Raw genomic sequence first — 25,617 nt, forward strand, 5'->3', positions numbered from 1 at the left:
TAATACTAACCTTCTTTTGGTTAAAGAAGTATGGTTAGATTATGTAAATAACAGTTAGAGGTGGCTAAATGACTATTTTATATAGCTTAGAAAATTTTTTTGGTAATTCTTTACTCAATATTTTAATCGTTATCATTGCAGTATGGATTGTTTTGCTTAATCTCATCAAGATTTTCGAACACGCAAAAATACATTCCAAAGAAGTAAAAGTGATAAACCTAGTATTTTTCGTATTATCTTTATGGTTTTTTATACGATTTTTATTATCAATAAGTTTATTTTAAATTCAACGCTGAAAACATGTTAAAACTTGTTTTCAGCGTTATTTTTATATCTTTATTGACCGCGTGGTAACCACATAGTTTATAATAAACCTAAATCATAAGGAGGTATCACATGAGAGCTCTTTCCACTAGCGAAATCGCTGCACTTTTCCAAATATCTAAATATAAAATACGGCATTATGTTGATGAAGGGATTTTACAACCTAACAGAAATCCAGAAAACGGCTACTATTTTTTCGAAGAAGCCGATATCTACCGTTTATATCAAATTATTCTTTTTAGAAAAATTGGTTTTTCCATTCAAGAAATCAAAGAAAGTTTGCTTGGCGAAAAGGTGACTCCAATGTTAGAACAAGCCGAACAAGATTTGCAACAAAAAATCGATGAATTATTAGAAATCCAGAAAACAGTGCAAAAAATCATCCATTTGCAAAAAGAAATCACTTTAGATGAAATGGCGTTTATAGATAGAGAAGCTCGTTATTTCAAAAAAGTTCCCGACCAAATAATCGCTAATAACTCTATTGACTATTCCCAAGCCGCAAAGCAAAATCTACCTAATTTAGAAGAGCCCTTTTACATTTTTACTTGGCAAAACACTAGCATCGTCTGCCTTAAAAGCACCAAAGAAACGAGTGATTATACGTTCCCCGCCGGTAAATATGCCTGCAAACATTTTATTGCAGAAAATGAAGCAATGATTGAAACACAAATTGAACAGTTTTCAGAAGAACTAAAATATCCTGTCAAAAACATGCTCATCTATGAAAATATCTACCCTTCACTCGCCTATCCCAATGCAATGGTTTATACGATGGAAGTGCAAATATGACTATTTCGATAAAAAACATCACCACATTTGAGAAAGAAAGTATATTGGAGGAAGTTGTATTTTTAGTTTGCGCAGGGTTTAAATCAAAGTTCACAAAAGCACTATTTTCGGAAGCTGAAGTACAGGTCATTATTTATGCCCTTTGCCACTACATTTATACCGAAAAAGGCGAAAATTTGCTAATTGCAACACATGATGAGAAAGTTTGCGGTTGCGTATTTTTAACAAGTAAGGGCGATTCTCACCGCCAATTTTATCATTCAATAAGTAAATTTCTGTCATTTTCACAACGTCTTAAATTAATGCTCTTACTCAGCCTACTATCACACAAACCAACTTCCAGAGAACGATACATTGATTTTATAACCGTTTCACCAGATTTTCGTGGCCAAGGTATCGGAAAAAAACTCCTAACTCATTGTATAGAAACTTTTCAAGACGAACATATTACGTTATACGTTGCAAAAACCAATACTGGCGCCTATCAGCTTTACCAACATTTAGGCTTCCAAGTGATTGAAAAAGAAGATAGCACATTCATGGGTGTGTTAACTGGTATCAAAGAATGGCATAAAATGGAGTGGATACAATGAAACTTTGGAAGAAAATAACTATCATGATAAGTGGAATTGTCGTTATTTTAGTAGTGCTACTTTTCATCGGAAATGATTACGAAATGACCAAAAAAAGAGTTACCATTCCAACAACTGGTGGAGATCTATCCGCTGTCGTCACTACCCCAAAACACGACAAACCAAAAGGCATCATCGTATTCGTGCATGGCGACGGAGCACAAGAAGCAACGCAAAATGGTGGCTATAAACCGCTGATGGAACGATTCGCTAAACAAGGCTATATCTCTGTTTCTTGGGATAAACTAGGCGTTGGCAAGTCATCCGGTAATTGGCTAGATCAATCCATGGATGACCGTGCAAATGAAGTCAATCAAGTTATCGAATGGATGAAAGTGAAATATCCAGATAGCACCACTAAGATTGGTTTATGGGGAGCTAGCCAAGCCGGTTGGGTAATTCCAAAAGTAATCAATGCAAATAAAGATATTGATTTTTCCATACTCGCAGCCCCTGCTATCAACTGGATGCGTCAAGGAGAATACAATACCGGCGCACAAGCCAAAAACGCTGGTGCCACAAATAAAGAAATCATCCAAGCAAAACAAAATTTCCTCACAGACAGCAAACTTATCTCTAAAAATGAAACCTATGAACGCTACAAACAAAACGGTGGTAAAGAAGAAATGTCCTCAGAACGCTACGATTTTGTACGTAAAAATATGACCGCAGATGCCACCGAAGACCTGGCAAAAGTACAAGCAAAACTCTATCTCGTTTTAGCTGAAAAGGATGAAAATGTTGATTCATCGGAAACGAAAGATGTTTACACGCAGGTTGTAAAACAAGCAAGCTTAGAAGTCCAAATGATTTCTAATGTTAAGCATCAAATGATTAATCCAGTAATTGCTAATTCAGAGCTACTCATTAATGTGGTTGGATTAATGGTTCCGAAATATTTTTTAGTGGATGATGCTTATCTTGATTACTGTGAGAAGGTTGTTTCAGAGCAATGAAAAAAGAGCATTCATCTGCTCTTTTTTATTGGATATATCCACTTACGCTTTTTCCAAATGAAGTATAGGATACGCCTTTCCAAATCCATCAACTTCACTCCTAGAAGCAACCACAAACCCATGCTTCAAATAAAACCGCTTGGCATTTTCGTTCTGTTCATTCACATCCACTTGGTTTATCTGCTTCTCTTCGGTTAACCAAGCAAGAATCTGACTTCCAAAACCTTGACCCGTAAACGCCGGATCAATAAAAAGCATATCTAGTTCCCGCTCGCTCGTCCCACTAAAACCAATGACTTCCTCACCAGAAAACCACAAAAGCAACTCCACATGATCTAAAAACCCCGGAATCTGCTCTTTATAAAACTGCCTATCTTCCGTAGTTAAAAAATCATGTGTTGCAATAACTGACTTTTCCCAAATCGTTAAAATCGTTTGGTAATCTTGTTTTTTCGCTCGTTTATTTATAAGTATCATTTTTCAACTTCCTATTTTTTATTTAAGCAAGTTCTTCTGTCAAAATTAATAAAGACTCCCCATTTTCATCTGTTGCTGTTATTTCAAGAAAATCAAAACCGTCCGTTTTCACTTGTTCCCATGGGATACGTCTATCATCAATTAGGACTACATTGCCATTTTCGTCAAATTCATAAATTTCTTTCTCTGATTCATAATCAATGCCAATTCCTATAGATAAACGAATGTTAGACAAATTATTTATAGGATATTTTTGTAATTCTCTATTTTGCGTAGCCTCTGCTTCAAACTCATCACAAAACATACTGTCATACCCATAATATGCGCCATCATAAAGCAAAATTTTTTCCCAGATAAAGTGCTTTTCGCTATAATTTTTAATGGGATTTCGTATGCTTCCCCAGTAATTAACTGATCACCTTCTATTTCTTTAAGCGTTCCACAATATAAAATGTCAAAAGTTTCCTCGTTACTTGTTGTTCCAATTTCTACATTAAGAAAATCATTGATACTTACCTCTTTAGCAGTGTTTTTCAAATAAGATGGAATCAAAATTTTTCCTCCTCAGTCATTGTGTATGCTGGTTATAAGCTAATTTTTCGTTTAATGGCTTTATCAAGTATACATTTACTACTTTCCACCGATTCAACTACCACCTATACTTATTAGAATACGTGATTAATACAACTCAGAAACCCGCTCTGCTAACGCAAAAGGCAGCCCATCTTCAAAAACATCATAAGGCTCATCAACGAAAGCATCTCCATTAATCGCCTGCTCCATCACACTCGGCAACGTTTTTTCTGGATCGCATTCTAAATAATCCATCGTCCAATCCGTTTCAAAATCCGATTTAGGATCATAATAAATTTCTTCCTTTTGATAAAAACCATTCACAAATTTCTCTTCCAAAATCGTAATCAACTGAAATTCTTCTTCTAACCACTCTGGAACATCCTGAATAGTCGCATACTGCTTTTTATAACGCGGAGCTAATCTCCAGTAAAAAGCCAGCGCCACCGCTTTATCCACACTTGCATCATTCACTATTTTCTTTGTAAGCGGAGAATCCAAACGAATATCACCATAACTCGCCGTTACCACTGACCGAAATAAATCTTCTGCACTTGCCCCAGAAAGAAACTCTTCCCAAATCGCTTTTTCTTGTGTCGCTATCTTCTCGTTGTCCATTACAATACCTCCAAAATAATAACTATATTTAAAGCAATTTATTTTGCCATTTTTCACTGCGATATCTTCTATTTTTATAACTATCTATTTTCCACTCATCGGCTTTACGCAAAAGCACAAACAAGTATTCATCATCAAAATTGGTTTGACTTTTAATATAAACCTCCGCCCGATTTTTGTTTTTCAACTCCACGTTCGCTTCGACCGAATCCTCGACTCCATTAAATTTCACCGGAAAACCAAAACTATGTTGCTTCACATCCACATACGCGCGATGTTTATCCGTACAATATTCATCAAAAAGTGGCCTTATTAAGCTTGCAAACTTCTTAAACCAATCCGTTCTTTTCGCATAATGAAAATCCACACCAGGAAATTCTTTTCTCAATTCCGCCTCTTCCATACTGTGCTGATCAAAAATATCCGCTTCAAAAGTATTCCACTTCTGACAATAAGCTACTACTTTTTCGAGTAAATAATCTTTCTGTTCTTGCTCCGTCATATCAACACTCCTGAAAGTAATTTTTGTTTGCCTATCCATTATAACTGAGTTGAGAATTATTAAACAATCGGAAAATTAATTACTTTCCCTCTCCCAACAACATTCGCACCCTCCACAACCATAAAAGACTTATTTGGTTGAATCTTACTATAACCAACGCCCTCTTGCTCATATAAAAAAGTACACATGGCGTATCCCGCCGAATCCAGCGCATCCACTTCTATATCGTAAATTTCAACGCCTAAATATTCCTTTTCCTCATCCAACTCCATCACAAAATGCGGCCGATACCCCGCTTCCGGAACTGTTTTTCTTGCCCGAGAATAAAAGGTAATCTCCACCATAAATGTCTGCTGTGATTTCATTCAATCCCTCCTGCTCTTCTTTAATATCTTCAAAGCACCAATAATAAAAAAGTCGAAAACCTATCTAAAAGATTTTCGACTTTGAATTCCTTTTTTAATAATATCGAATCAAGATTACTCTTCCACTGACTCAGCTAGTTCATTATACCGTTCCTGCAATTCAGGAGGAAAACCATCTGCCCAATCCGCCGACTCAGAAATTCCCATCCCGTTCAAAGCAACAAACATTTCACGCGCAATCGGTCTTTTCATTTCTTCATCTTGAAACTCGGCTGGTGGTGTATACCCATATGCTTGATTTTGATAGAACCCATCTAAGTAATTTTTCTCCAGAACAGTTACAATATCAAAATCTTCCTCATACCAACTGCTTTTTTCAACCATCTCTTCTCTTGTTTCAAACTGATAAGCAAAGTCCGGCTCCATTAACCAAAATAACATTAACGCCGTTCCTTTATCCGTTTTTGGCGAATTCGCAATCCAATAAATCGGTTTCTTAGGATTATCAAAATTCCATTCTACCACCACTTGATGAATTTCTTCCGGTGTACATTTTTCTAGATAATGAATAAATAGCTCCGAAACTTGTTCTTCAAATTCTTCTTCTGTAATACTCATTTGATGATTTCCTTTTAGTGCTGTCATTTAAGATATTATACAATAAAATTCATGGAAATAATACCGTTCTTTTATTAAGCAATATTAATGAGTCAACAGTTCACTTTCAATAATACTCTTCTCCAAGTTCGAAACAAATTCTTTATTACCATAGCCACTTAATGTTTCGCCCGTTAGCAATTCTTGAAAATGATTTTTGAATCCTCTTTCACAGATTATTAATTCATTAATTATTTTCTCGTAAATTGTTTCACTGGGAGGTAGCCCTTCTCGTTCGATTTGAGTTAGCTTTGCGTTCAATAAATTATCCAAACTAAATTTACAGAGCATCGAATTATCTAGTTTGAAATAATGCAATTCAATCCCGTCCATGCTCCAACCTATACCTAAAGCATAATTTTCCCCGATGAAAGCAACTTCATTATTATCTATTTTAGCAAGCTTCCATTGATAATTTCGCTCATACCCTTTGAATATTTTTTCAACTTCTTTATAAAAATCCAATTGATCACAGCCCTTTTTTTTCTATAATCCCAGTCATTATTCTTTCAAGAAGTCTTCTACCATTTCTCTACTTTCTTGGCAAAATTGTAAGTTGGTAATTTTAGCATAGTTTTTTTCAGCGTAATCAAGTAACTCCAATATATTATCTGATTTATTCTGAAGAAGCGGCGTCTGATTTCTTCTTACAAAAGCAATCCAGCCAAGGTTAAACATTTCATTTTCTTGCAAAAATTTTATATAAACATTACTTACGTTATCATGTCTTTCATAACCGATAACAAAAGCAATTTTCTTGTTTGAAAATGTAATTGTAGCATCCGTTATTTCTATTAATTTAAAATCATTATGGAGTAAAAATTCACTCTTTTTAAGAATTATTTCTTTTGAGTTGCCGTCTATTTTCATGTTTAAACTCCTCTTTGCGGATACATCCTCAACACTTCTTGGTTAAATATATAAACTCAAACTATCCTTCAAGCCCCCAATTACTTTTCTAGGAACACCGGCTAATTCATACTGCTTATAATCTTCCAACCACTTGTCACCTCCATTAAGTACACTCCTCCAATGACGCGGAAGACCTCTTGCAAGTATTAAAAATGAAACATCAACTCGTTCACGCACAGAATCATATTTTGGCAAATTCTCCCTATCTTTATCATCAAAGACATGTAAAAAATAAGACCATACATCATAACTAACAAGCGAATTATCTTTATCACGAGATACATAATTCAAAGAAACTTCATCAAAATGAATCAAAAAAACAAGCGCAAAATTAGAACCAAAAAGTGCTAGCTCCTCTTCAGATATAACTTTATAATTCAACTTATATTCTTCTATTAATGGTTGGAATCTATTTATAAAATCTGCTTCATATCTCATTTTGAAATCCTTCAATTTTTTTGCCATTGATATTTTTTATAATAGTTTGATAGGCTGAATACTCGTCTTTGTTAATAGCTCTCGGCTCATTATAAAACTTATTCTCTTTAAACTCCTTTACCCAGTCATTTTGACCAGATAACAATTCAGGGAAATATTTACTTAAACCTCTCGCATGAATAAGTAAGCTGTTAGAAATTTGGTCGGTCAAATTATTTGCAGGAGTTATATTGGCTAACAATTCTTTTTCATAATTTGAAAATAAGAAATTGGTTATTTTCACTTTTTCTAAGCTGTGAAGAAAAAGATAATAAATATCAATACCTTCTCTGCTTTTCCAAATAGTTAGAGCATAATTAGGGTGTAACAACATTATTTCGTCTTCATTTACTTTAATTAAGTTAAATTGATATTCTTGAATTATATCCGCAAAGTTATTTTCTACTTCGTGCTTAAACTCCATTAAATCCACCAACTTTGTTAATTTTTGTATTTAAGATATTATGCAATCGAACTCATAGAAATAATGTGGTTCTCCAATTAATCAGTATTAATGAGACAAAAGTTCACGTTCAATAATACTCTTCTCCAAATTCGAAACAAATTCTTTATTACCATAACCACTTAATGTTTCACCCGTTAGCAATTCTTGAAAATGATTTTTGAATCCTCTTTCGCAGATTATTAATTCATTTATTATTTTCTCGTAAATTGTCGTACTAGGAATTAATCCGTCTCGTTCTCTGTGAGTTAGTTTTGCGTTTAATAAATTATCCAAACTAGATTTACAGAGCGTCGAATTATCTAGTTTGAAATAATGCAAATCAATCCCGTCCGTGCTCCATCCTATACCTAAAGCATAATTTTCTCCGATGAAAGCAACTTCATTATTATCTATTTTAGCAAGCTTCAATTGATAATTTTGCTCATATCCTTTGAATATTTTTTCAACTTCTTTATAAAAATCCAATTGATCACACTCCTATTTTTTAATCATTCAAATCTTAATCATTTGAAATTTTTCATTTTACTAATTTATAGGTTTGCTCACTAACCTCATTTTCAAACTCATAATCTTTTGATATGGAATTAACATCAATGCTATATTCTTCACATAAATATTTCTCTAAACGTTTAACCATTAGGTCTCTTAATAACATAACTGGCCTTCCCGGATAGTCTTCCATTATCTTACTTTCTATCTCATCTTGTGAAAATAAAACAGCATTCATTTCCAAGCTTTTCAGTTTCTGACTTTTGGCCAATTGAAATCTTGCTTTGTCAAACTTATACCAGCTAAAGATAAATTTCCTCATATAATTTCTTAACTCTCTTCTATCTTCACCTATATCCCCTTTTTCAAGATTTGTCCTAACTTTACTCAAAAAATCCAAGCCTTTTTTACGAGGTATTGCAAATATCTCTTCTTTGGATATAATATGATACTTTCTAATAAAATCTATTGGATATCTCTCATTAGCTAAGTCTAAAATATCTTTACCAAGTTTCATATATTTTAATTGGTTATCTTTTGTATCTATCTCATCTTTTATTAAGTAGTCCATTGTTATGTCGAAAACTCTACATATACTCTTACAATTTTTTAATGTTGGTATTGATTCTAAACGTTCCCACCTACCAACTACTTCTCTTGAGACACCTATCTTTTCAGCTAATACATTTTGTGTCCATTGCTTTCTTTTACGTTCTTCTTTCAGCTTCATATGTATTGCCAAGAGTCTACCCCCTTCTCCTCAAAAACTGAATCCTGTAACATAGACATAAGATCAGTATTTAGGCTTTCTATTTCCACCATTACTTGTTGTATATTTACTGGATCTCTAGTATCCGTAACACTCAATTTTCCTGATCTATCTATATATAGAATTTCATTAACATCTTCTGGTGTACCTTCTTTATCTAATAAATTATCAATCATCCAAAATGTCAGATTATCTAGCGCTGCTTTACATCGATATAATTCTATATCTTCTTTCAAATTATCCTCATATGTTCGCGCAATAATATCATATTTGGGAACAAAGAACCAATCTTTAAACTCTGCTATATCATATACTTTCAAAAACTCAAAAATATTGTCCACCTGACAACAATCATTGATTTGTTTTCCAAATTGATAATACTGTTGTTTCAAATCTAAGTCCGGCTCAACCTCACAATCCAAGAAATTATCAGCACTAATATTATAAAGTTTGCATAAATAACTTAGAGAAGAAATATCTATATCTGATATGCCAAGTTCCCAATTTCGTAATCTATCACTAGTTATAATATTACCAGTATTTTCTGTTATTATTTGAGCAAGTTTTTTCAAAGTTAATCCCGCTTTCTTACGCTCAACTTCAAGTTGTTTATGAAATTCCACAAAATAACCTCCTTCTTTATATACTTGAATCTTATCAAAATATTTCTAATTGTTAAAGTAACTATATACAGTTTTTTTCTTCTTTTTAAGTTCTCATTTAAAGTCAATAAATAATAAAACAAGTACAAATTCCCATAAAAAATTTTTGAATTTATTTTTAGAAAAATCATAAAAATCTTTAGCTCTTGTTTTCACAAGTTACTTTATACATTGCTAAAATCATCTGTATTCCATCTGAAAGGTTTCATTCTTCACAAAATTTAATATGACAAAAACTGCTATCACTCAACATAGAAAAAGCCCTAAAACCTCAACATTACTGAGGCTTTAGGGTTTTGTTTTCTATTCCTACTCTGTAATGATAGAGATTGGTTGGATAGAGAAAGACTGTTATGAACGGATTTAGTGACCTTTCGACTTTTTGAGTTTGCCTTATTATTGTCAGGTTGGTTCCAAGAATTAATGATCAAATAAGATAAAGTTCTTAAATTTTGCCTAATTGGAGGTTCTATCCCAATTATAGTAATCAATGGATAGAATAATCTCTTCTAAAACTTGTCTTAATTCAAATTTAAAATCGTCTATATCTGTTTTTTTTGCCAGAAATCGTCGATTATGAGCACTCAAGTCACCATACTTCTTTATTTTAATTATATTATTTTGTAAATTCCTGCTACAATTCCATTTTTTAGATTTTAAGTATAAGGGAATAAGTCCACTTAAATAAAAAAACATTCCTTCATTATCTTTGATTTCATGGTCGATACCATGTCTTTCAAAACTTTCTATTATTAATGTTTCTAATAATTTGCGCATTAAAACTAGTGTAGCATCATAAAAACCACATTCGTAACATTGAGCCATTTGTTTAGCATTTTTTTGTAAATAGTAAGGTGTTATTTTGAATATGGTTAAATCAATTAAAGCAGTGGATACTGGCATATCTATGGGCATAGAAAGTTCTTTAGCAAGTTTTTCTGCTGAATGCCTAGTTAAAGTATAGCCTGTTTTTTGTTTGAGAAATATTATGTCCTTACCTTTACTTTTTTTAGTGAGAAATGCAGAGATATTAGAATATGGTTTTAGGGACAACTCATTAAAACAATAATTGATATCAATAGCTGAAAAAGGCTTAGTTTGTTTGATTTCTTGTAAATAGTAGGCAAAAATAGGAATGAGTTCACTAGAAGTTCGATCGTTAAATTTAGGAATATTTAAAGTGAAGCTATTTAGATTACTCATTATTATTTATGTCCTTGTTTTCTAAATTTTTCACATAATCTTCGCCAATATGGTGTAATTTGAATGAATTACTATCTCTATCATAAATAAAATGATTTTTTTTGTGTTGAGAATTTTTTAGCGCACTAAGAATATCAAAGCTAGCGTTTTCGCTAATAGTACGTAATATAGTGAAAAGATGATCCGCTGTATATTTTTCAATAGCTTTCTCTTTTTTTAGCCAATAAGCGACCAATACTGCTTTATCCATGCTTGTTGAATGTTTATGAGAATTCCAAAAATCTCTTAGATCATTTCTGTTTTTTTCAGATAAGTTTAATTCTAGTATTTGATAACTTGTAGTATTTTTTTTATTTTTCAAAGAAGAGTTATTTTTCTTTATTTTCTCATTTAAAATAATCGTTTTGGCCTTTTCTAAACCTAAGTTTTCAAGTTTAAATTTAGTATTATCAATTGCTGAAATAAAACCACTACTAACTAACTTTTTTATATTTGTTTGGAGATTCTTGTTTTTAGATAAACTGAATCTATTTGTTTCTTGATATTTCAATCTCAAATCTTCTGCTGTAAACAGAGTCGTACCTAACTGAGAACAATATACAGCATAGACAAGTATCCATTCTTGTTCGGTACTAGGTTTCCCTTGTAAGACAACAGTTTGAAGTGTAGGAAGTTCAAGTGATTCATTTATACTTTTTTCTTCGTAAATTGTTTTTTCTTTTACTAAGTCTACATCCTGAACGATGCTTGTGGTTTGTACATCTTCTGTAGTTATATCATTCATATCTTTTTTTACGAGTGGCGACAATTCACCTAGACCGCATTCCTTCAGTTCTTGGAAAATTTTGTAAACAGTAGAGCTGTCTCCTTCTAATTCTATTTGTGTATTATCAATAATTACTTTCATCTTAAAAATATCCATAAATGTAATATTTCTCCCTTCATCATGATAGTTAGCCTCAGATATATAGTTTTAGATTAATTGCATCCTGCTTCATATATTAGTTTAGTAGATTTGTCTTTTAAATGTAATGCTAATTGATATTTGTATGCAAATTCACTTTTAGGTTGGTGTATACTAAAATAAAATAGTTAAATACACGTATATATGGATTATTTTTCTCTTTTAAAAACTTCTATGTTTATCAATAAATGACAAGTCTTTTGCAGTTTTTTCAATTTTATCAAATGGTAATTTGTCAAAAGTACTTAAACCATACAAAACCTGCCCATCTGGTTCGAAAATAGGGTCGCCAGAGCTATCAAAAATGATTTTTGGAGAAGTAAAAGTTTGTATATTTTGAATTTCCGTATTAACTTTTTCGAGAGATTCGAAAGGTATAGTGTAGAAGAAACTTGGTCTTGTTTTGTAACCTCCGTTCTCATCAAGAATTGGTTCTCCGTCATCATAAGTTAAAATTTGAGGGCTTAGATTTTCTTTTATGTAATTCAATTTATAAAATGTTCCATCAATTTCTTCTGGAGAAACATTATTTAAAAATTGTTCTACTTTGAGAATGTTTTGAATTTTTCTGTCATATTCATCAATGCGATCTAAAATTTGGGGTGTATCTGACACATCAATTTCTTTCATTGTTCAAATAATTGAATAGCATTAGCATTTAAAATCTGGCTAAGTTTTTCCAAATTTCTAAAAGTAGGATATCCTTCACCTTTCTCTATGTTAGATATAGTTTGTTTATTTGTTTATTTGTTTGTTTATCCCTAATTTATCTGCTAGATCTTTTTACGTCATATTTTTTCTTTTCTTAAGCGAGCAATATTTGCTCCGAAATTCTCGATCAAAAAAACTCCTGAAAGCATTTTTTATTATTATATAATTTTCACTTATGATAATCAAGTTTCATCGTATAACGAAATCACCATTAAAAATGATTTTTAAAAGTTAAATGTATTTTTATCATCTTTAATCGCGATGGGAGATTGTGAGAAAGGAGGTGAACTACGATGAATTCATAAGAACTAATTACTAAAGTTGATGGTATAAACAGCCTATCTACATTTCATCGCTGGCGAAAGTTTGCGGTGGACTTATGTAATGTGAAATTTCAACAAAAAATAATTCAAGTAGGAAAAACAACTTATACGGAAATCAATGTTCTATAAAAATGCACAAGAATTTTACTGCACTGAACCTAAAACAAGAGCAAGTATTCGGACTATTAACTTAGATGATGATTTGATAACTCTCTTAAAAGATAAGAAAAAAATAATAAAAGAGTTTTACGCTCATTCAAAAATTTTTAATACCTTTTATGAAAGTTATTTTAGAGATGTAAGTATGTTAGAGAAAAAATTGAAAAGCTTAAAATGAGGAGAAAGTATCGATTTCAAAGTAGATTAATTAATAGAAAATTAAATTTCATAGAAGATAGATTTACCTTCTATGCGAACTATAGTGATGATAGATGTAGGAGTTCAAACTCTAATTTTTTGGATAGTGCTTGGTAATTTGTTTCTTTGCACATTTTGTTTCTATGATGTGTGTATTCATTTAGAATGGTATATACATCTACTTCAGGACACATATTAAATATGGTATATCTATGGTGAGTATAAACATCCTTACCATCGAATGCAATTCTTTTTATTGGATTTAATCTAATAATTGAGTTTAAGCCTTTATCCTCTGAGCTAAATGAATGTAAAAAAATACGTTTTGAATAACTATTACGCTCTGCCATATGTTCATGAGCACATCGCAAATGAAATAAATCCCAAGCCATTCCTTGAATTTTTATTAACATATCTTTTGTATTGGGCTTTACAGAACCAAAAAATGAATCAGTTTTAGAGTCTTCTTTTAATGATAAGTAGCAAATTACAAGTTCATTTTCCCAATAACTAAATAGTTCTGTATTAATACTATCTAATAATTGAATGAGTTTGTTTTTGGCAGATTTTTTAGAAGAGAACTTAAGAAAATACATCTTCAATAATAAACAATAGATATAATAGTATCTTGGGATATATTCTTTAGTTGCATATTTTTTTAGTCCAATTAAAGATCGCCATCTTTCATCTGTGTCTAAATAATCTGTTGATGAAGGTTCTTTATTTAGATGGTTAGTTATCAATTGTTCAATATTCGTATTTTCCAATAGTGAGAAGGATAATAAACTTTCATAAATATCTTTTTTATCCAAATTAAAATTATTTGCGGCACATTCTATTAAATAGGGCGAACAATTAGGCTGTATACGTTCTTTTTTCACATATAAAAGTAATTTTATTAAGTATTCGTTACTGTAATTGGTATGGAAAAAAAGTTTTCTTAAGTTACTGATAATGTTTGAATCAAAATCCACACAATGAACTACTTCTAATTCCCTTGATTCTTTTACAGTATATTGATCAAGAACCATTGTATTGTGATACTCTGCTAATGGAGAAATTGTAAAGTTATTAAAGTCCATTTTTTTAAAATTTTTTCCAAAATTATTTGAGTTGTTATCAAATAATAAAAATCTAGTATCTCTCAATTCACTATAGTTTTCTTCGAAAATAGAAAATGGTGAAGGTGATATTAAAATCTGTTCAATTAATTTTTTTTTCACATAGATTACCTCCTACTTAATTATTATAATCATTCAATAGGCTTAAACAACTGGTCAATTTTTGAACTATTGGTTGCATAAAACAAAAAATAACCGTGAAACCCGCTGATATAAAAAGTTTCACGGTTTTGTTATTTATTCCCACTCAACCGTAGCTGGTGGTTTACTCGTAATATCATAAACAACACGATTCACATGATCCACTTCATTCACAATCCGTACCGAAATTTTCTCCAGTACATCCCACGGAATACGTGCCCAATCCGCTGTCATACCATCAATACTCGTCACCGCACGAACAACCACAGTATGGTCATACGTTCTACCATCACCCATAACACCAACGCTACGGATATTTGGAAGTGCTGTGAAATATTGCCAAATTTCGCGTTCTAATCCTGCGTTTTTAATTTCTTCGCGCAAAATGTAATCAGAATCGCGAACAATCTCTAATTTTTCTTCCGTAATTTCGCCAAGAACGCGGATTCCTAAGCCTGGGCCTGGGAATGGTTGGCGCCAAACGATTGCGTCAGGCATGCCAAGTTCAGTTCCTAGTGCGCGAACTTCATCTTTGAAAAGTGTATTTAATGGTTCGATTAGTTTAAATTGCATACCTTCTGGTAAGCCGCCGACGTTGTGGTGGGACTTGATTGTTTGGGCAGTTGCTGTACCACTTTCGATGATGTCTGTGTAGAGTGTTCCTTGTGCAAGGAATTCTACACCGTCTAATTTGTTGGCTTCATCGTCGAATACATAAATAAATTCGTTACCGATGATTTTACGTTTTTGTTCTGGGTCAGAAACACCAGCAAGTTTGTCCATGAAGCGTTTTTTCGCATCTACTTTGATGATGTTCATGTTGAACTCGCCTTGTAATGTCTCCATTACTTGGTCAGCTTCCCCTTTACGAAGAAGGCCGTGGTCTACGAAGATACATGTTAACTGGTCGCCAATTGCTTTATGAATTAACACACCAACGACAGAGGAATCTACGCCGCCAGAAAGGGCAAGCAATACTTTTTTGTCGCCTACGATTTCTTGGATTTTCGCGATTTCTACTTCACTAAAGTTTTCCATTGTCCAGTCGCCTTTACAGCCACAAACATTTAATGCAAAATTCTTTAGTAATTCGTTGCCGTAAACGGAGTGACGTACTTCTGGGTGGAATTGCACGCCGTAAAGGGAACGCTCTTCGTCCGCAATACCTGCAATTGGGCAAGACTTACTAGTAGCTGTTACTTCAAAACCAGCAGGCTCCTCAACGACTAAATCGCCATGACTCATCCAAACAACTTGATTGGTTGGTAGTCCAGCAAATAAACGACTTGGTTTTTCGACGTGAATGTCCGCTTTCCCGTATTCGCGGTCTTTCGCACGTTCCACTTTGCCACCAAAGTGCGTTGTCATTAATTGCATGCCGTAACAAATTCCTAAAATTGGAATTCCCATGTCAAAGATTCTTTCGTCAGCGCGGAAGGCATCTTCGTCATACACACTGTTAGGTCCTCCTGAAAAAATAATCCCCGTTGGATTTAGTGCTTTCATTTCTTCAACTGTAATAGTATGCGGATGTAATTCACTATACACACCGAATTCACGAATGCGGCGCGTAATTAGTTGATTGTACTGACTACCAAAATCTAGAACGATAATTTTCTCTTGCTCGGTAAAGTCTTTCATAATTTTAAACAAAACCACCCTTATCTATAAAATGAAACCGCAAAACTGCGGTTACTTCACAATAATATAAGAAAAGGACAAAACACTTGTCCTTTTCATCTTCTTTCATTTTAACGTTTCCCCTCTAAAGTTGCAACACCTTATTTGGAATTTTTCGCGTTCATCAAGGCTAGACCTTGCGTGAGAATCTTGTCGCCGCGCATCCGACCGAAATCGAGTGAATTAATATTGGCGCAAGGAATATTCAGTTCGCCTAGCACTTCTTCTACTGTTTTATACATATATTTCACTTGAGGCGCTACTAAAACTGCATCGACTTGTTCTTTATAATCGCGAAACTTTCCGGCCGTAATCGCGCCGACCGGTCCCATGACGACAACTAAATCCCGCGCGCTATATTTTTCACGAAAACTATCTTTATATTTCACATCATCAGGAAATAGTAAAACCGCGTCCAGCCCTTCTGACGTAGCACTTTTCACTACGTTTTGTGCCATTAAGCTGGAAGTCGCGCCGCCAGCACAAACAATCATCAATGTTTGCATTTGTCATCCCTCCAAAAAATGATTCCAGGAAAGTCCCAGAATCATTCTTGTTGTTAAGCTTATACGCCTTTTCCGCCGAGTATGTCTAATTCTTGTATTCGTTTTACTTCTTTTATTAATGGTTTGGCACGTTCAATCGTCTCTTTTACTGCAGGGTTATCAAGAGAGGCTTCGTGGTGCCCTTTGTCGACCCAAATTTCAGAAACAAATACTGTGTCAGCTTCGTTTTCGGATTCGCTGACGATATACTGGATGCACGTATTATATTCGTCTAAACTTTCTGCTGCTTCAAGCAAAATCTTCACTAAATGATCTCGCTCTCCTGGATGTGTATGAAATGCAGTTAATAACCCGTAACCAACTTTCATTTAAACAACCTCCTATTTCCAGAAATCATCAAATATAGTAATTGCCATATGGCGTTTATGCTCGGTTTTCATAAACCAGTTCTCGATTTTTGCCGCTGCATCTGCTGGAACTTCTTTTCCTTCCAAATAATCGTCAATTTGGTCATACGTCACACCAAGCGCGACCTCGTCCGGTAAAGCTGGCTTATTATCTTCTAAATCTGCAGTCGGTTTTTTCAAATAGAGATGCTCTGGGCAGCCAAGTTCTTTGAGAAGCGCCTTACCTTGTCTTTTATTCAAACGGAACAGTGGGTTAATGTCCGTTCCACCGTCACCGTATTTCGTATAAAAGCCGGTAATAGCTTCTGCCGAGTGGTCTGTCCCAACAACGACACCTTTACGCATTGCCGCAATCGCGTATTGGACTTTCATCCGTTCGCGCGCTTTTTCATTTCCTTTGGCAAAATCAGATAGTTCGATTCCCGCTTCCGCAAGCGCCGCAACACTCGCGTCAACCGAAGCTTTAATGTTCACGGTTAAACGATTATCTGGTTCCATAAAGTTCAGTGCATCTTGACGGTCCGATTCATCTAGTTGTGTTCCGTATGGCAAGCTCACAGCGAAAAACTGATACTCATCGTCGCCCGTTTCCGCGCGCATTTCACTTATCGCCATCTGCGCTAGTTTCCCTGTTAAAGTCGAATCTTGCCCACCAGAAATTCCAAGAACAAAGCTTTTTAAGAACGTATTCTTTTTTAAATATGCTTTTAAAAACTCGACACTTTTTCGGATTTCTTCGTGTGCATCAATCGTTTCTGCCACTTGCATATCTGCTAAAATTCTTTCTCTGATTTCCATTATAATTCCTCCTAAAACGGCATATCTAGTTCAACTGGTGAATGAAGTTGGACACTTTTACGTACTTTTTCGATATTGCGCATCTTGTTTTTCCAACATTTTACACTTAAATCAACTGGGTATTGCTCTGGGCGAACAGTTCGTTTGTACTCATCCCAAAGCAGCGCCAAGTTTTCTTCTTTATAAGCCTTAATTTCATCTAAAGTCGGCATGTCATACACAAGTTCCCCATCTTGGAAAATTGGCACAAGTAGCTCACGCGCAGTGAAATTCTCAACTGTTTTCATAATATACGTATGAACTGGGTGGAACATCGTTAATTTATCTACATTTTCGAGTGATTCGTCCGCTAAAGCAATATAATCGCCTTCTGCTTTCAAGCCATCTTCATTCGTAATAATTCGGTAAACTTTCTTTTTACCCGGAGTCGAAACTTTTTCGGTATTACTTGAAAGTTTAATCGAATCTTGTAAAATATCATTTTCATCAGCTATGGCAGCCATTTTATAAACGGCCCCAAGTGCTGGTTGGTCGTAAGCGGTGATTAGTTTTGTGCCAACGCCCCATGAATCGATTTTGGCTTTTTGGGCTTTTAACGATAAAATGGTATGTTCATCTAGGTCGCTTGAAGCAAAGATTTTCGCTTCTGGAAAGCCAGCCTCATCTAACATTTGGCGCGCTTTTTTGGACAAGAAAGCCATATCCCCGCTATCTAAACGGATGCCGATAAAGTTAATCTTATCGCCCATTTCTTTGGCAACTTTAATCGCATTTGGCACACCAGATTTTAGCGTATCATATGTATCTACTAAGAAAATGGAATCAAAATGTGTTTTTGCGTAGCTTCTGAATGCTTCGAGTTCGTCGCGGTAAGCTTGAACCATCGCATGTGCCATCGTACCAGACACCGGAATACCGAAAATTTTCCCAGCGCGAACGTTACTTGTGGAATCACACCCGCCAATGTAAGCCGCTCGTGTGCCCCAAATAGCCGCGTCCATTTCTTGTGCACGTCTTGTACCAAATTCCGCAAACGTTTCGTCGTCAATCACCGAACGAATTCGCGCCGCTTTTGTCGCGATTAGCGTTTGGAAATTCACAATATTAAGTAGAGCTGTTTCGATTAATTGAGCTTCGGCCAGACTCGCTTCCACTTGAAGGATTGGCTCCGTTTTAAAAACGAATTCCCCCTCTTTTGCCGCAAGAATATTTCCTTTAAATTTAAAGTTACGTAAATATTCTAGAAAAGGCCCATCAAAGCCAAGTTCGTCATGTAAATAAGTAATGTCTGTTTCTGTAAAACGCAAATTTTGCATATAATTAATAATTCGTTCCAGCCCAGCAAACACAACAAAACCTGAATCAAATGGCATATCTCGGAAAAATACTTCAAATACCGATCTACGCTCATGAAGTCCATCGTCAAAATACGCTTTCATCATATTTAGTTGGTATAAGTCTGTGTGCAGCGTTAGACTATCATCTTGAAATAAATTTGTCATTTCTTCTGCTCCTAACATAACTAGTTCTTTTCGTTATCATTTATACATAATAATAGCACAAAACAAGTCTACCACCTAATGATTGAACATTATCGGCGCGCCTGTTTTGTGCTACTACTATTTTAAATCGTCTTTAATCTTGGAAGTAGAAATACCATCCGTGCGTGGTAAATAAACAACTTCACAATACGGTTTTAAGAAGTCAAACTCACCTTCCCAATCATCACCCATCACAAAAATATCAATATCACGATTTTTCACATCTTCTAGTTTTTGTTCCCAGTTACTTTCTGGAATCACTTCGTCGACATATTTAATCGCCTCTAAAATTAATTTACGATGTTCAAAGTTATGGTATGCTTCTTTGTGTTTAATTCGATTAAATTCATCTGTTGAAATGGCTACAATAAGGTAATCACCCAAAGCTTTTGCTCGTTCTAATAAACGAATATGCCCCCAGTGAATTAAATCAAATGTGCCATATGTAATTACTTTCTTCATCAAGCCCACCTACTTTCTTTAGTAGTATATCAAGAAAACAAAAATTTCTCTACTTGTTTAGAGTCCTACTTTTCCAGCTGTTCTTTTAAAAAGGAAACGAAGCGCTCACTGGAATGTCCGTCTGAATATTTATTCCATTTTGCTGCGAAAGTCCGAACGGTTTCTAAATCAAAAGCGTCTTGCTGAATTAGTTGGATTAGTTCATCTGTCGTAGCAACACAAGGGCCTGGAATCGCCTTTAAAAAGCCATCTGACAGCCCTCTAGCTTGATCATATTCTTCCAAATCATACGTGAAAAAGATAATCGGTTTTTCCAGTAGCGCGAATTCAAACGGTATCGACGAATAATCGGTAATTAAAATATCTACCACCGGCAAAATCGTCTCAATCGGCGTCTCTTTATCCGCATAGACGACAAAATCATCGTCCACTTTATCTAAATCATTGCTCATAGATGGATGTAATTTTAAGATTAGCTGATAGTCCTTTCCGAGTGCTTGCTTCATTTTGGCAGTATCTAAATGCAAGCGCGTGCTATGTAGCTCCCCGTCTCGAAAAGTCGGCGCATATAATAATTTCTTTTTATCAGAAAGCTTTAATTTTTCATGTGTCCAGTCCGAATTCACCTTCAATTGTTGTTGATTGAAAAAATTATCCGTCCTTGGAACGCCTAATTTCAACATGTGCGAATCATCAAGCAAAAAGGACTTTTGGAAAATCGTGGCCATTTCATCAGATCCAACAAGCACTTTCGAAAAACGTTGGTAGACAGCTTGGAATCTTTTTTTATCAGCAGCGCTTCTTTTTTGCGCGGCTTTATCTTCCCAGCCAAATTTTTTCAACGCCCCATTCGCATGCCAAATTTGGACACAAGTCACATTTTCCCGCTCTTTTAGCCCAGCTAATTCCACAAAATAGTTATCCGTAATGACTACTTTCGCCGTGTTAATATGAAACATCAACGAGATAAAATGCCCGATATTTTTCGATTTCAACTGTATAAAATCAAAAGACCAATCCGTCACATCTACCCGTGGATCATAGAAAACAACTGTTTTTGGCGTCACTTGCATCGCGTTCATTTGTTTCAAAATAGCAGTGGGATTTTCCGAAAAACTTACTAAAAAAACAACTTTTGGCTTAACTGGAAAAATCCTCGCTAAACAGCCGGTTACCTTAACAGCAAGCATATAAATATAAATCGCTATCTTTTTCAATATTCCCACCACCTATTTTTCAGCAAAAACGATTTTCACTGTTTTCTCTGCTGCATGGCCATCTTCCCAAGTACAAAACTGCTCCAAAAAGCTGTCTTCTATTTTAGGCGGATTTTCAAGCATTTTCTCAAGTTCGCTCATTAATTCTTCATTCGTTTCCACAAGCGGACCAGGAGCATTCTTTTCAAAATCAAAGTAAAAGCCTCGTAACGTATCACGATATTCCGCCAAGTCATATGTGTAAAACAACATTGGACGCTGTAAATTCGCATAATCAAAAAACACAGAAGAATAATCAGTAATTAACAAATCGCTAACTAAATACAAATCTCGTATATCTTCATGGTTCGAAGCATCACGCACAAAGTCACCGTATTGCGTGAAATCAAAATGTTCCGCAACTAAATAATGCATCCGCACAAGTAACACAATCTCATCACCAAACTTTTCTTGCATTTTAGCGATATCGATTTTTAAGTCAAATTTGTATTTTCCAGCTTCATAAAAGTCATTATCCCTCCATGTTGGCGCATATAAAATAACTTTCTTTTCTTCAGGAAGCGCTAATTCTTTTTTGATGTTTGCGATTTTCAATTCCTTATCTTCACTAAACAAAATATCATTCCGCGGATAGCCCGACTCAATCATCTCACCCGTAAAGCCAAACGCCCGTCTGAAAATAGCGCTGGAATAAGCATTAGGCGAAACTAAATAATCCCATTTCTGCGCCTCTTTCACAAAATCAGCTTTGTATTGTTCTGTCGTTTGCCCCGGCATATGCACTTCATCAATATCCACACCTAATTTTTTGAGCGGCGTACCGTGCCACGTTTGAACATAAATCGTGTTTTTCGGCTTCGGTAACTCTAGCGGAAGTCGACTATTAGAAATCCAGTACTTCGCCAACCCCATTTTAAACAACCAACTAACGGAAAAACGCTTCACATAAGGAACCCCGTGTGCCTCAAATAAATCGACATACTTAGGATTAACACTCCACAAGAGTTCATACTCCGGATTATGCTCCTCCATATATTCAAAAATAGCCCGCGGATTACAACTATATTGCTTACCTGAAAAACTTTCAAACATAACTAAAGCCTTTTTCCGAGGTAACCATCCTACTATTCTAAATAACAAATAATACACTTTTTGCACTAACTTCATCAGGATACTCCCCCCTGTTTAAACTTTCGCTTTAACGCTCGATTGCGTTTTAATTTTCCTAAGATACTACTTACGACATTGACCTCAGCAAGCAGCGTTTCCTTTTCAGCAGCTTGATAAAAAAGGCGCGCTTTCGTTTGGTAAGGTTTTAATTTAAATACCACTTTTTCTATCGTACCCTGTTCCCTAACCACGATATCCCAAATCGTTTGGTCTGCTTTCCGTTTTACTATTCGAGCTGGGACATCGTTGAACGCAGTGCGCGCAATCCATTTGCCATCGTGTGGGGAAGCTTCCTCCACCAATAATTCTATCGCGGCGGCTTTTCCGATACGATAATTTTCTTTTACGGTAACAAGTGGAATTCTCTGCTGATCTATCGTTTCAAAACGAAGCGGCCAACCATTTCGTAAAATCGAGCACATCATTTCTTTGACTACAAGCGGCGTGTCTAGTTCCATAATCGTACTAGCCCCAACTTCTTGCAATACCTTTTGCAATTCCCGCACAAAAGTCTCTTGCTCTGCTTCACTCAACACTTCCCGAAAAAAATGATTCTCTTTATAGAAAAATAATTTCGCATGATAGGCAATCAAATACTGCACATACGGAATCACACTACCAAATGTTTCTTTCGAGTCAGTTAAATAGGTTTGGTACACTCTTTGCAAAAATGGCGTGTATCGTTCTGGCTTTTTCCACGACGAACTTACTAACGAGCCTTTTTGCTGCAAATCTCGATGGTAATAATAACCCGCATCCGCAATTAAGCCATAACGCCGATTTTTCAGTAAAAACTGAGTAATTAACAGCTGATCCTCCGCAAAATAAAGCGACTCATCAAAAGCAAATTCTTTCAAACAATCATAACGCAAAAAAGTACCGCCAATATAAAAATGAATTGCTTGTGGTTCTTTTTCGATATCAGCAACTCGATTCCCATTTGCAAAACGGTAATTTAATTTATGTGGTGAAATTTTTTGTTTTTTCCCAAAGTCATCTAAGTAATAAAAAGCTGGCACAAGCATAGGAACATCAGACTCATTTAGAAATGCAACAATACTTGCTAGCGTATTGCCAGACATGATATCATCTGCATCTAAAAAGCCAACAAAATCCGTATCCTCGCTTACATTATGTATTCCGATATTGCGCGCTTTTGCTGGCCCACCATTTGGAACACTCAAAACGCGAATATTAGCAGGATATTTTGCAGCGTAACGATTTGCGATAGCGCCACTTCCATCCGTACTTCCATCATTAATAAGCAGAACTTCAACATGCTTCAAAAAGCTGTAAGACTGCTTAATTATACTATCTATGGATAATGCTAACCTTTTCTCCGCATTGTAAAAAGGCATTATAATCGCAAATTTCATTCTTTTTCCCTCTCCATATAAAAGCTGGGAAGTTAAGGATATCTGCAAATGACAACCGAATACTGTACTTCGATTCCTTGCTTCCTAAATCTACTTTAGCAAACAAATTCATTAGCTTATAGCCTAAACTCCCCAATGTTTTATTATATCTTCCACTCCATAACGCTTTTGCCCCATGGACTGCGTAAATCAGCTTCAAATGCTTCGATTACATCTTGAATGGAATGAACTGTATGAACTTCCCCAACAAGATTTTGTAAATATTCGACACCACGTTTATTCGTTGATAAAAACTCGACCGTTTTCTCAAAATCAACGCGACCGCTACGGCTACTTCCGTAAACAGTAAGTCCTTTTTCTAGTACCATACGTGAATTAAATTCAATTGGATACTCAGAAACACCTAGTAAGGAAATCGTTCCTTCTGGCTTAATGACATCGATAATTTGACTTACCGCATACTGACTACCCATTCCTCCAGCACATTCAAAAGCTTGATCAATAACTAAATCAGCCGGAACATCATCAATCGCATACGCACCGTCAACAAAAGAAAAGAAGTCTAATTTATAAGGTGTTTTCCCAAAAATATAAACTTTGCTATCTGGGTACCAATTTTTTAATAGTAAGGATGTGATAAAACCTAAGTTCCCATCGCCCCATACACCAAACGATTCCCGATTAGCATTACTTTTTCCTTCAAAACGTAAAATAGCGTGGACAGCAACAGAAATTAGTTCTGAGAATGCCGCTACTTTCATGTTGATATCATCCGGCAATGCAACAACACGGTCTCTACGCATGAAAACATAATCTTGCATTAAACCGTCATAACCACTCGAACGGAATTTACTTGAACGTAAATAGTTTTCCGCTACGACCGGATCTTCTTCAAAAGGCGTATTCGGAATCATCACTACTTTTGTTCCCGGTTTGAATTCTTTCGTTGCATCATAAACAACTTCGCCAACACCTTCATGAATAAGTGCCATTGGAAGTTTTTTAGATAGCATTTCTTTCCCTCTAGAACCTGTATAGTAACGTTGATCTGCCGCACAAATAGATAAATGAGTGGGTCTAACAACAACCACATCACTAGTTAGTGATTCGTCCACATTGGCAACTTCAAACTGTCTCTCTGACACAAGTCTATATACTTGATTAATCATTGGCTATCCGCTCCTGAATAATCGCATTGGCTACTTTTAAATCGTAAGGTGTCGTAATTTTAATGTTGAAAATTTCACCTTTAACCAATTTCACATCGTCGCCAGCAAGCAAACAAATTTTACATGCATCTGTTAGAATTTGTTTTTTCTCGGTTGTTAGATTTTGGTAATGATTGTATACTTTCTTCATGTTGAAGCTTTGTGGTGTTTGACCTTGGTACATGTGGTCTCTCACAGGAATATCTGTAATAACTTGATGATTGCTTGATTCAACGATTGTATCAAGCGCTTCAATAACAGTATCTACAGCTCCAGTTTCAAGTGCAGCATCTATATTTTCTTCAATAATTCGATGTGTTAAAAATGGGCGAACAGCATCATGCGTTACGATAATATCTTCATCTGTTAAGCCATATGTTTTTTCCACGAAACGAATACCATTCATAATTGTTTCATTGCGGTCTTCTCCGCCTTCGATAACAACAATACGATCATCAGAAATATACTTTTTAATATTATCCTCAGCGTGGTTCATCCATTCTTTCGGTGAGGAAATAAGAATTTTATCAAATCGAGTATTTAGAATAAATTTTTCAACGGTATGAACAATAATTGGTTTACCATTTAGAGGTAGAAATTGTTTTGGCATGCTAACGTTACCCATTCGCGTACCTTTTCCTCCAGCTAAAATTTGAGCGTATATCATCCTCTAATCTCCTTTAACTGTTTTTTATATTGACCTGTTACATTATAACATAAAACTTGCATAACAAACTAGCTTCGATCTGCGCCTTTATGTA

Annotated in this window: 31 protein-coding genes and 1 pseudogene; 3 read left to right on the forward strand and 29 right to left on the reverse strand. The window is 35.0% G+C overall.

Annotated features, from left to right (window positions below):
• Positions 1-396: 396 nt before the first annotated feature.
• From HCJ55_RS03290 to HCJ55_RS03300, 3 genes are read left to right on the forward strand one after another with little or no spacing between them, the layout of a single operon-like run.
• Positions 397-1,116: a MerR family transcriptional regulator gene (locus HCJ55_RS03290; RefSeq protein WP_185517038.1), complete on the forward strand. Its 720-nt coding sequence runs from the start codon at positions 397-399 to the stop codon at positions 1,114-1,116.
• Positions 1,113-1,709: a GNAT family N-acetyltransferase gene (locus HCJ55_RS03295; protein ID WP_185517040.1), complete on the forward strand. Its 597-nt coding sequence runs from the start codon at positions 1,113-1,115 to the stop codon at positions 1,707-1,709. The genes HCJ55_RS03290 and HCJ55_RS03295 overlap by 4 nt, the downstream gene beginning before the upstream one ends.
• Complete coding sequence (locus tag HCJ55_RS03300; RefSeq protein ID WP_185517042.1) at positions 1,706-2,704, forward strand: alpha/beta hydrolase family protein; 999 nt, start codon at positions 1,706-1,708, stop codon at positions 2,702-2,704. Before HCJ55_RS03295 ends, HCJ55_RS03300 begins: the two co-directional genes overlap by 4 nt.
• Before the next feature lie 42 nt (positions 2,705-2,746).
• On the opposite strand, the gene HCJ55_RS03305 is transcribed toward HCJ55_RS03300, so the two are convergent.
• From HCJ55_RS03305 to HCJ55_RS03440, 29 genes and pseudogenes are all read right to left on the reverse strand, one after another.
• Positions 2,747-3,181: a GNAT family N-acetyltransferase gene (locus tag HCJ55_RS03305; protein ID WP_185517044.1), complete on the reverse strand. Its 435-nt coding sequence runs from the start codon at positions 3,179-3,181 to the stop codon at positions 2,747-2,749.
• A gap of 22 nt (positions 3,182-3,203) precedes the next feature.
• Positions 3,204-3,736, reverse strand: a pseudogene (locus tag HCJ55_RS03310) (hypothetical protein).
• A 123-nt stretch (positions 3,737-3,859) separates the two neighbouring features.
• A complete protein-coding gene (locus tag HCJ55_RS03315; RefSeq protein ID WP_185517046.1) occupies positions 3,860-4,372 on the reverse strand; it encodes a DUF4274 domain-containing protein in 513 nt (170 codons plus the stop codon).
• A gap of 28 nt (positions 4,373-4,400) precedes the next feature.
• Positions 4,401-4,874: an NTF2 fold immunity protein gene (locus HCJ55_RS03320; protein WP_185517048.1), complete on the reverse strand. Its 474-nt coding sequence runs from the start codon at positions 4,872-4,874 to the stop codon at positions 4,401-4,403.
• Positions 4,875-4,933: 59 nt separating this feature from the next.
• A complete protein-coding gene (locus tag HCJ55_RS03325; protein ID WP_185506317.1) occupies positions 4,934-5,239 on the reverse strand; it encodes a hypothetical protein in 306 nt (101 codons plus the stop codon).
• Positions 5,240-5,353: 114 nt separating this feature from the next.
• Positions 5,354-5,857 (reverse strand): DUF4274 domain-containing protein, encoded by a 504-nt coding sequence (locus HCJ55_RS03330; RefSeq protein WP_185517050.1) that lies wholly within the window; start codon positions 5,855-5,857, stop codon positions 5,354-5,356.
• Between the two features lie 84 nt (positions 5,858-5,941).
• On the reverse strand, positions 5,942-6,361 hold the full coding sequence (locus HCJ55_RS03335) for a hypothetical protein (RefSeq protein WP_185503708.1): 420 nt from the start codon (positions 6,359-6,361) through the stop codon (positions 5,942-5,944).
• Between the two features lie 36 nt (positions 6,362-6,397).
• Positions 6,398-6,766 carry a hypothetical protein gene (locus tag HCJ55_RS03340; protein ID WP_185503709.1) on the reverse strand — a complete coding sequence of 123 codons (369 nt, stop codon included), beginning with the start codon at positions 6,764-6,766 and terminating at the stop codon, positions 6,398-6,400.
• Positions 6,767-6,808: 42 nt separating this feature from the next.
• On the reverse strand, positions 6,809-7,246 hold the full coding sequence (locus HCJ55_RS03345) for a hypothetical protein (RefSeq protein WP_185517051.1): 438 nt from the start codon (positions 7,244-7,246) through the stop codon (positions 6,809-6,811).
• On the reverse strand, positions 7,236-7,709 hold the full coding sequence (locus tag HCJ55_RS03350) for a hypothetical protein (RefSeq protein WP_185517053.1): 474 nt from the start codon (positions 7,707-7,709) through the stop codon (positions 7,236-7,238). The genes HCJ55_RS03345 and HCJ55_RS03350 overlap by 11 nt, the downstream gene beginning before the upstream one ends.
• An 87-nt stretch (positions 7,710-7,796) precedes the next feature.
• On the reverse strand, positions 7,797-8,216 hold the full coding sequence (locus HCJ55_RS03355) for a hypothetical protein (protein WP_185517055.1): 420 nt from the start codon (positions 8,214-8,216) through the stop codon (positions 7,797-7,799).
• A 52-nt stretch (positions 8,217-8,268) separates the two neighbouring features.
• Positions 8,269-8,982, reverse strand: a complete 714-nt coding sequence (locus HCJ55_RS03360; RefSeq protein ID WP_185517057.1) for a helix-turn-helix domain-containing protein — start codon at positions 8,980-8,982, stop codon at positions 8,269-8,271.
• The gene (locus tag HCJ55_RS03365; RefSeq protein WP_185517059.1) at positions 8,967-9,632 is read right to left on the reverse strand and encodes a helix-turn-helix domain-containing protein; all 666 of its coding nucleotides are present in this window, start codon (positions 9,630-9,632) and stop codon (positions 8,967-8,969) included. Before HCJ55_RS03365 ends, HCJ55_RS03360 begins: the two co-directional genes overlap by 16 nt.
• 495 nt (positions 9,633-10,127) lie before the next feature.
• Positions 10,128-10,874, reverse strand: a complete 747-nt coding sequence (locus HCJ55_RS03370; protein WP_185517061.1) for a hypothetical protein — start codon at positions 10,872-10,874, stop codon at positions 10,128-10,130.
• Complete coding sequence (locus HCJ55_RS03375) at positions 10,867-11,781, reverse strand: hypothetical protein (protein WP_185517063.1); 915 nt, start codon at positions 11,779-11,781, stop codon at positions 10,867-10,869. The genes HCJ55_RS03370 and HCJ55_RS03375 overlap by 8 nt, the downstream gene beginning before the upstream one ends.
• Before the next feature lie 219 nt (positions 11,782-12,000).
• Positions 12,001-12,468 (reverse strand): hypothetical protein, encoded by a 468-nt coding sequence (locus HCJ55_RS13875; protein WP_221644108.1) that lies wholly within the window; start codon positions 12,466-12,468, stop codon positions 12,001-12,003.
• Positions 12,465-12,566: a hypothetical protein gene (locus HCJ55_RS14015; protein WP_215491547.1), complete on the reverse strand. Its 102-nt coding sequence runs from the start codon at positions 12,564-12,566 to the stop codon at positions 12,465-12,467. The genes HCJ55_RS13875 and HCJ55_RS14015 overlap by 4 nt, the downstream gene beginning before the upstream one ends.
• Positions 12,567-13,288: 722 nt before the next feature.
• Positions 13,289-14,452 (reverse strand): hypothetical protein, encoded by a 1,164-nt coding sequence (locus HCJ55_RS03385; RefSeq protein ID WP_185517065.1) that lies wholly within the window; start codon positions 14,450-14,452, stop codon positions 13,289-13,291.
• Positions 14,453-14,587: 135 nt separating this feature from the next.
• Positions 14,588-16,144: a glutamine-hydrolyzing GMP synthase gene (gene guaA / locus HCJ55_RS03390; RefSeq protein WP_185517067.1), complete on the reverse strand. Its 1,557-nt coding sequence runs from the start codon at positions 16,142-16,144 to the stop codon at positions 14,588-14,590.
• A 128-nt stretch (positions 16,145-16,272) separates the two neighbouring features.
• Positions 16,273-16,677: a PTS sugar transporter subunit IIB gene (locus HCJ55_RS03395; RefSeq protein ID WP_185517069.1), complete on the reverse strand. Its 405-nt coding sequence runs from the start codon at positions 16,675-16,677 to the stop codon at positions 16,273-16,275.
• A 59-nt stretch (positions 16,678-16,736) separates the two neighbouring features.
• Positions 16,737-17,045 carry a putative quinol monooxygenase gene (locus HCJ55_RS03400; RefSeq protein ID WP_185502582.1) on the reverse strand — a complete coding sequence of 103 codons (309 nt, stop codon included), beginning with the start codon at positions 17,043-17,045 and terminating at the stop codon, positions 16,737-16,739.
• Positions 17,046-17,057: 12 nt separating this feature from the next.
• Complete coding sequence (gene nadE / locus HCJ55_RS03405; RefSeq protein ID WP_185502581.1) at positions 17,058-17,882, reverse strand: NAD(+) synthase; 825 nt, start codon at positions 17,880-17,882, stop codon at positions 17,058-17,060.
• Positions 17,883-17,893: 11 nt separating this feature from the next.
• Positions 17,894-19,384, reverse strand: coding sequence for a nicotinate phosphoribosyltransferase (locus tag HCJ55_RS03410; RefSeq protein WP_185506303.1), 1,491 nt, complete (start codon positions 19,382-19,384; stop codon positions 17,894-17,896).
• A gap of 117 nt (positions 19,385-19,501) precedes the next feature.
• Positions 19,502-19,885: a glycerol-3-phosphate cytidylyltransferase gene (gene tagD / locus HCJ55_RS03415; protein ID WP_008947464.1), complete on the reverse strand. Its 384-nt coding sequence runs from the start codon at positions 19,883-19,885 to the stop codon at positions 19,502-19,504.
• Between the two features lie 65 nt (positions 19,886-19,950).
• Positions 19,951-21,102: a CDP-glycerol glycerophosphotransferase family protein gene (locus HCJ55_RS03420; RefSeq protein ID WP_185517071.1), complete on the reverse strand. Its 1,152-nt coding sequence runs from the start codon at positions 21,100-21,102 to the stop codon at positions 19,951-19,953.
• A gap of 12 nt (positions 21,103-21,114) precedes the next feature.
• On the reverse strand, positions 21,115-22,269 hold the full coding sequence (locus HCJ55_RS03425; protein ID WP_185517073.1) for a CDP-glycerol glycerophosphotransferase family protein: 1,155 nt from the start codon (positions 22,267-22,269) through the stop codon (positions 21,115-21,117).
• Positions 22,269-23,648 carry a glycosyltransferase family 2 protein gene (locus HCJ55_RS03430; RefSeq protein WP_185517075.1) on the reverse strand — a complete coding sequence of 460 codons (1,380 nt, stop codon included), beginning with the start codon at positions 23,646-23,648 and terminating at the stop codon, positions 22,269-22,271. The genes HCJ55_RS03425 and HCJ55_RS03430 overlap by 1 nt, the downstream gene beginning before the upstream one ends.
• 143 nt (positions 23,649-23,791) lie before the next feature.
• Positions 23,792-24,817 (reverse strand): ribitol-5-phosphate dehydrogenase, encoded by a 1,026-nt coding sequence (locus HCJ55_RS03435; RefSeq protein WP_008947459.1) that lies wholly within the window; start codon positions 24,815-24,817, stop codon positions 23,792-23,794.
• A complete protein-coding gene (locus HCJ55_RS03440; RefSeq protein WP_185502576.1) occupies positions 24,810-25,523 on the reverse strand; it encodes an IspD/TarI family cytidylyltransferase in 714 nt (237 codons plus the stop codon). Before HCJ55_RS03440 ends, HCJ55_RS03435 begins: the two co-directional genes overlap by 8 nt.
• Positions 25,524-25,617 lie beyond the last annotated feature (94 nt).

It is taken from the genome of Listeria marthii (assembly GCF_014227425.1).
GTDB lineage: Bacteria > Bacillota > Bacilli > Lactobacillales > Listeriaceae > Listeria > Listeria marthii.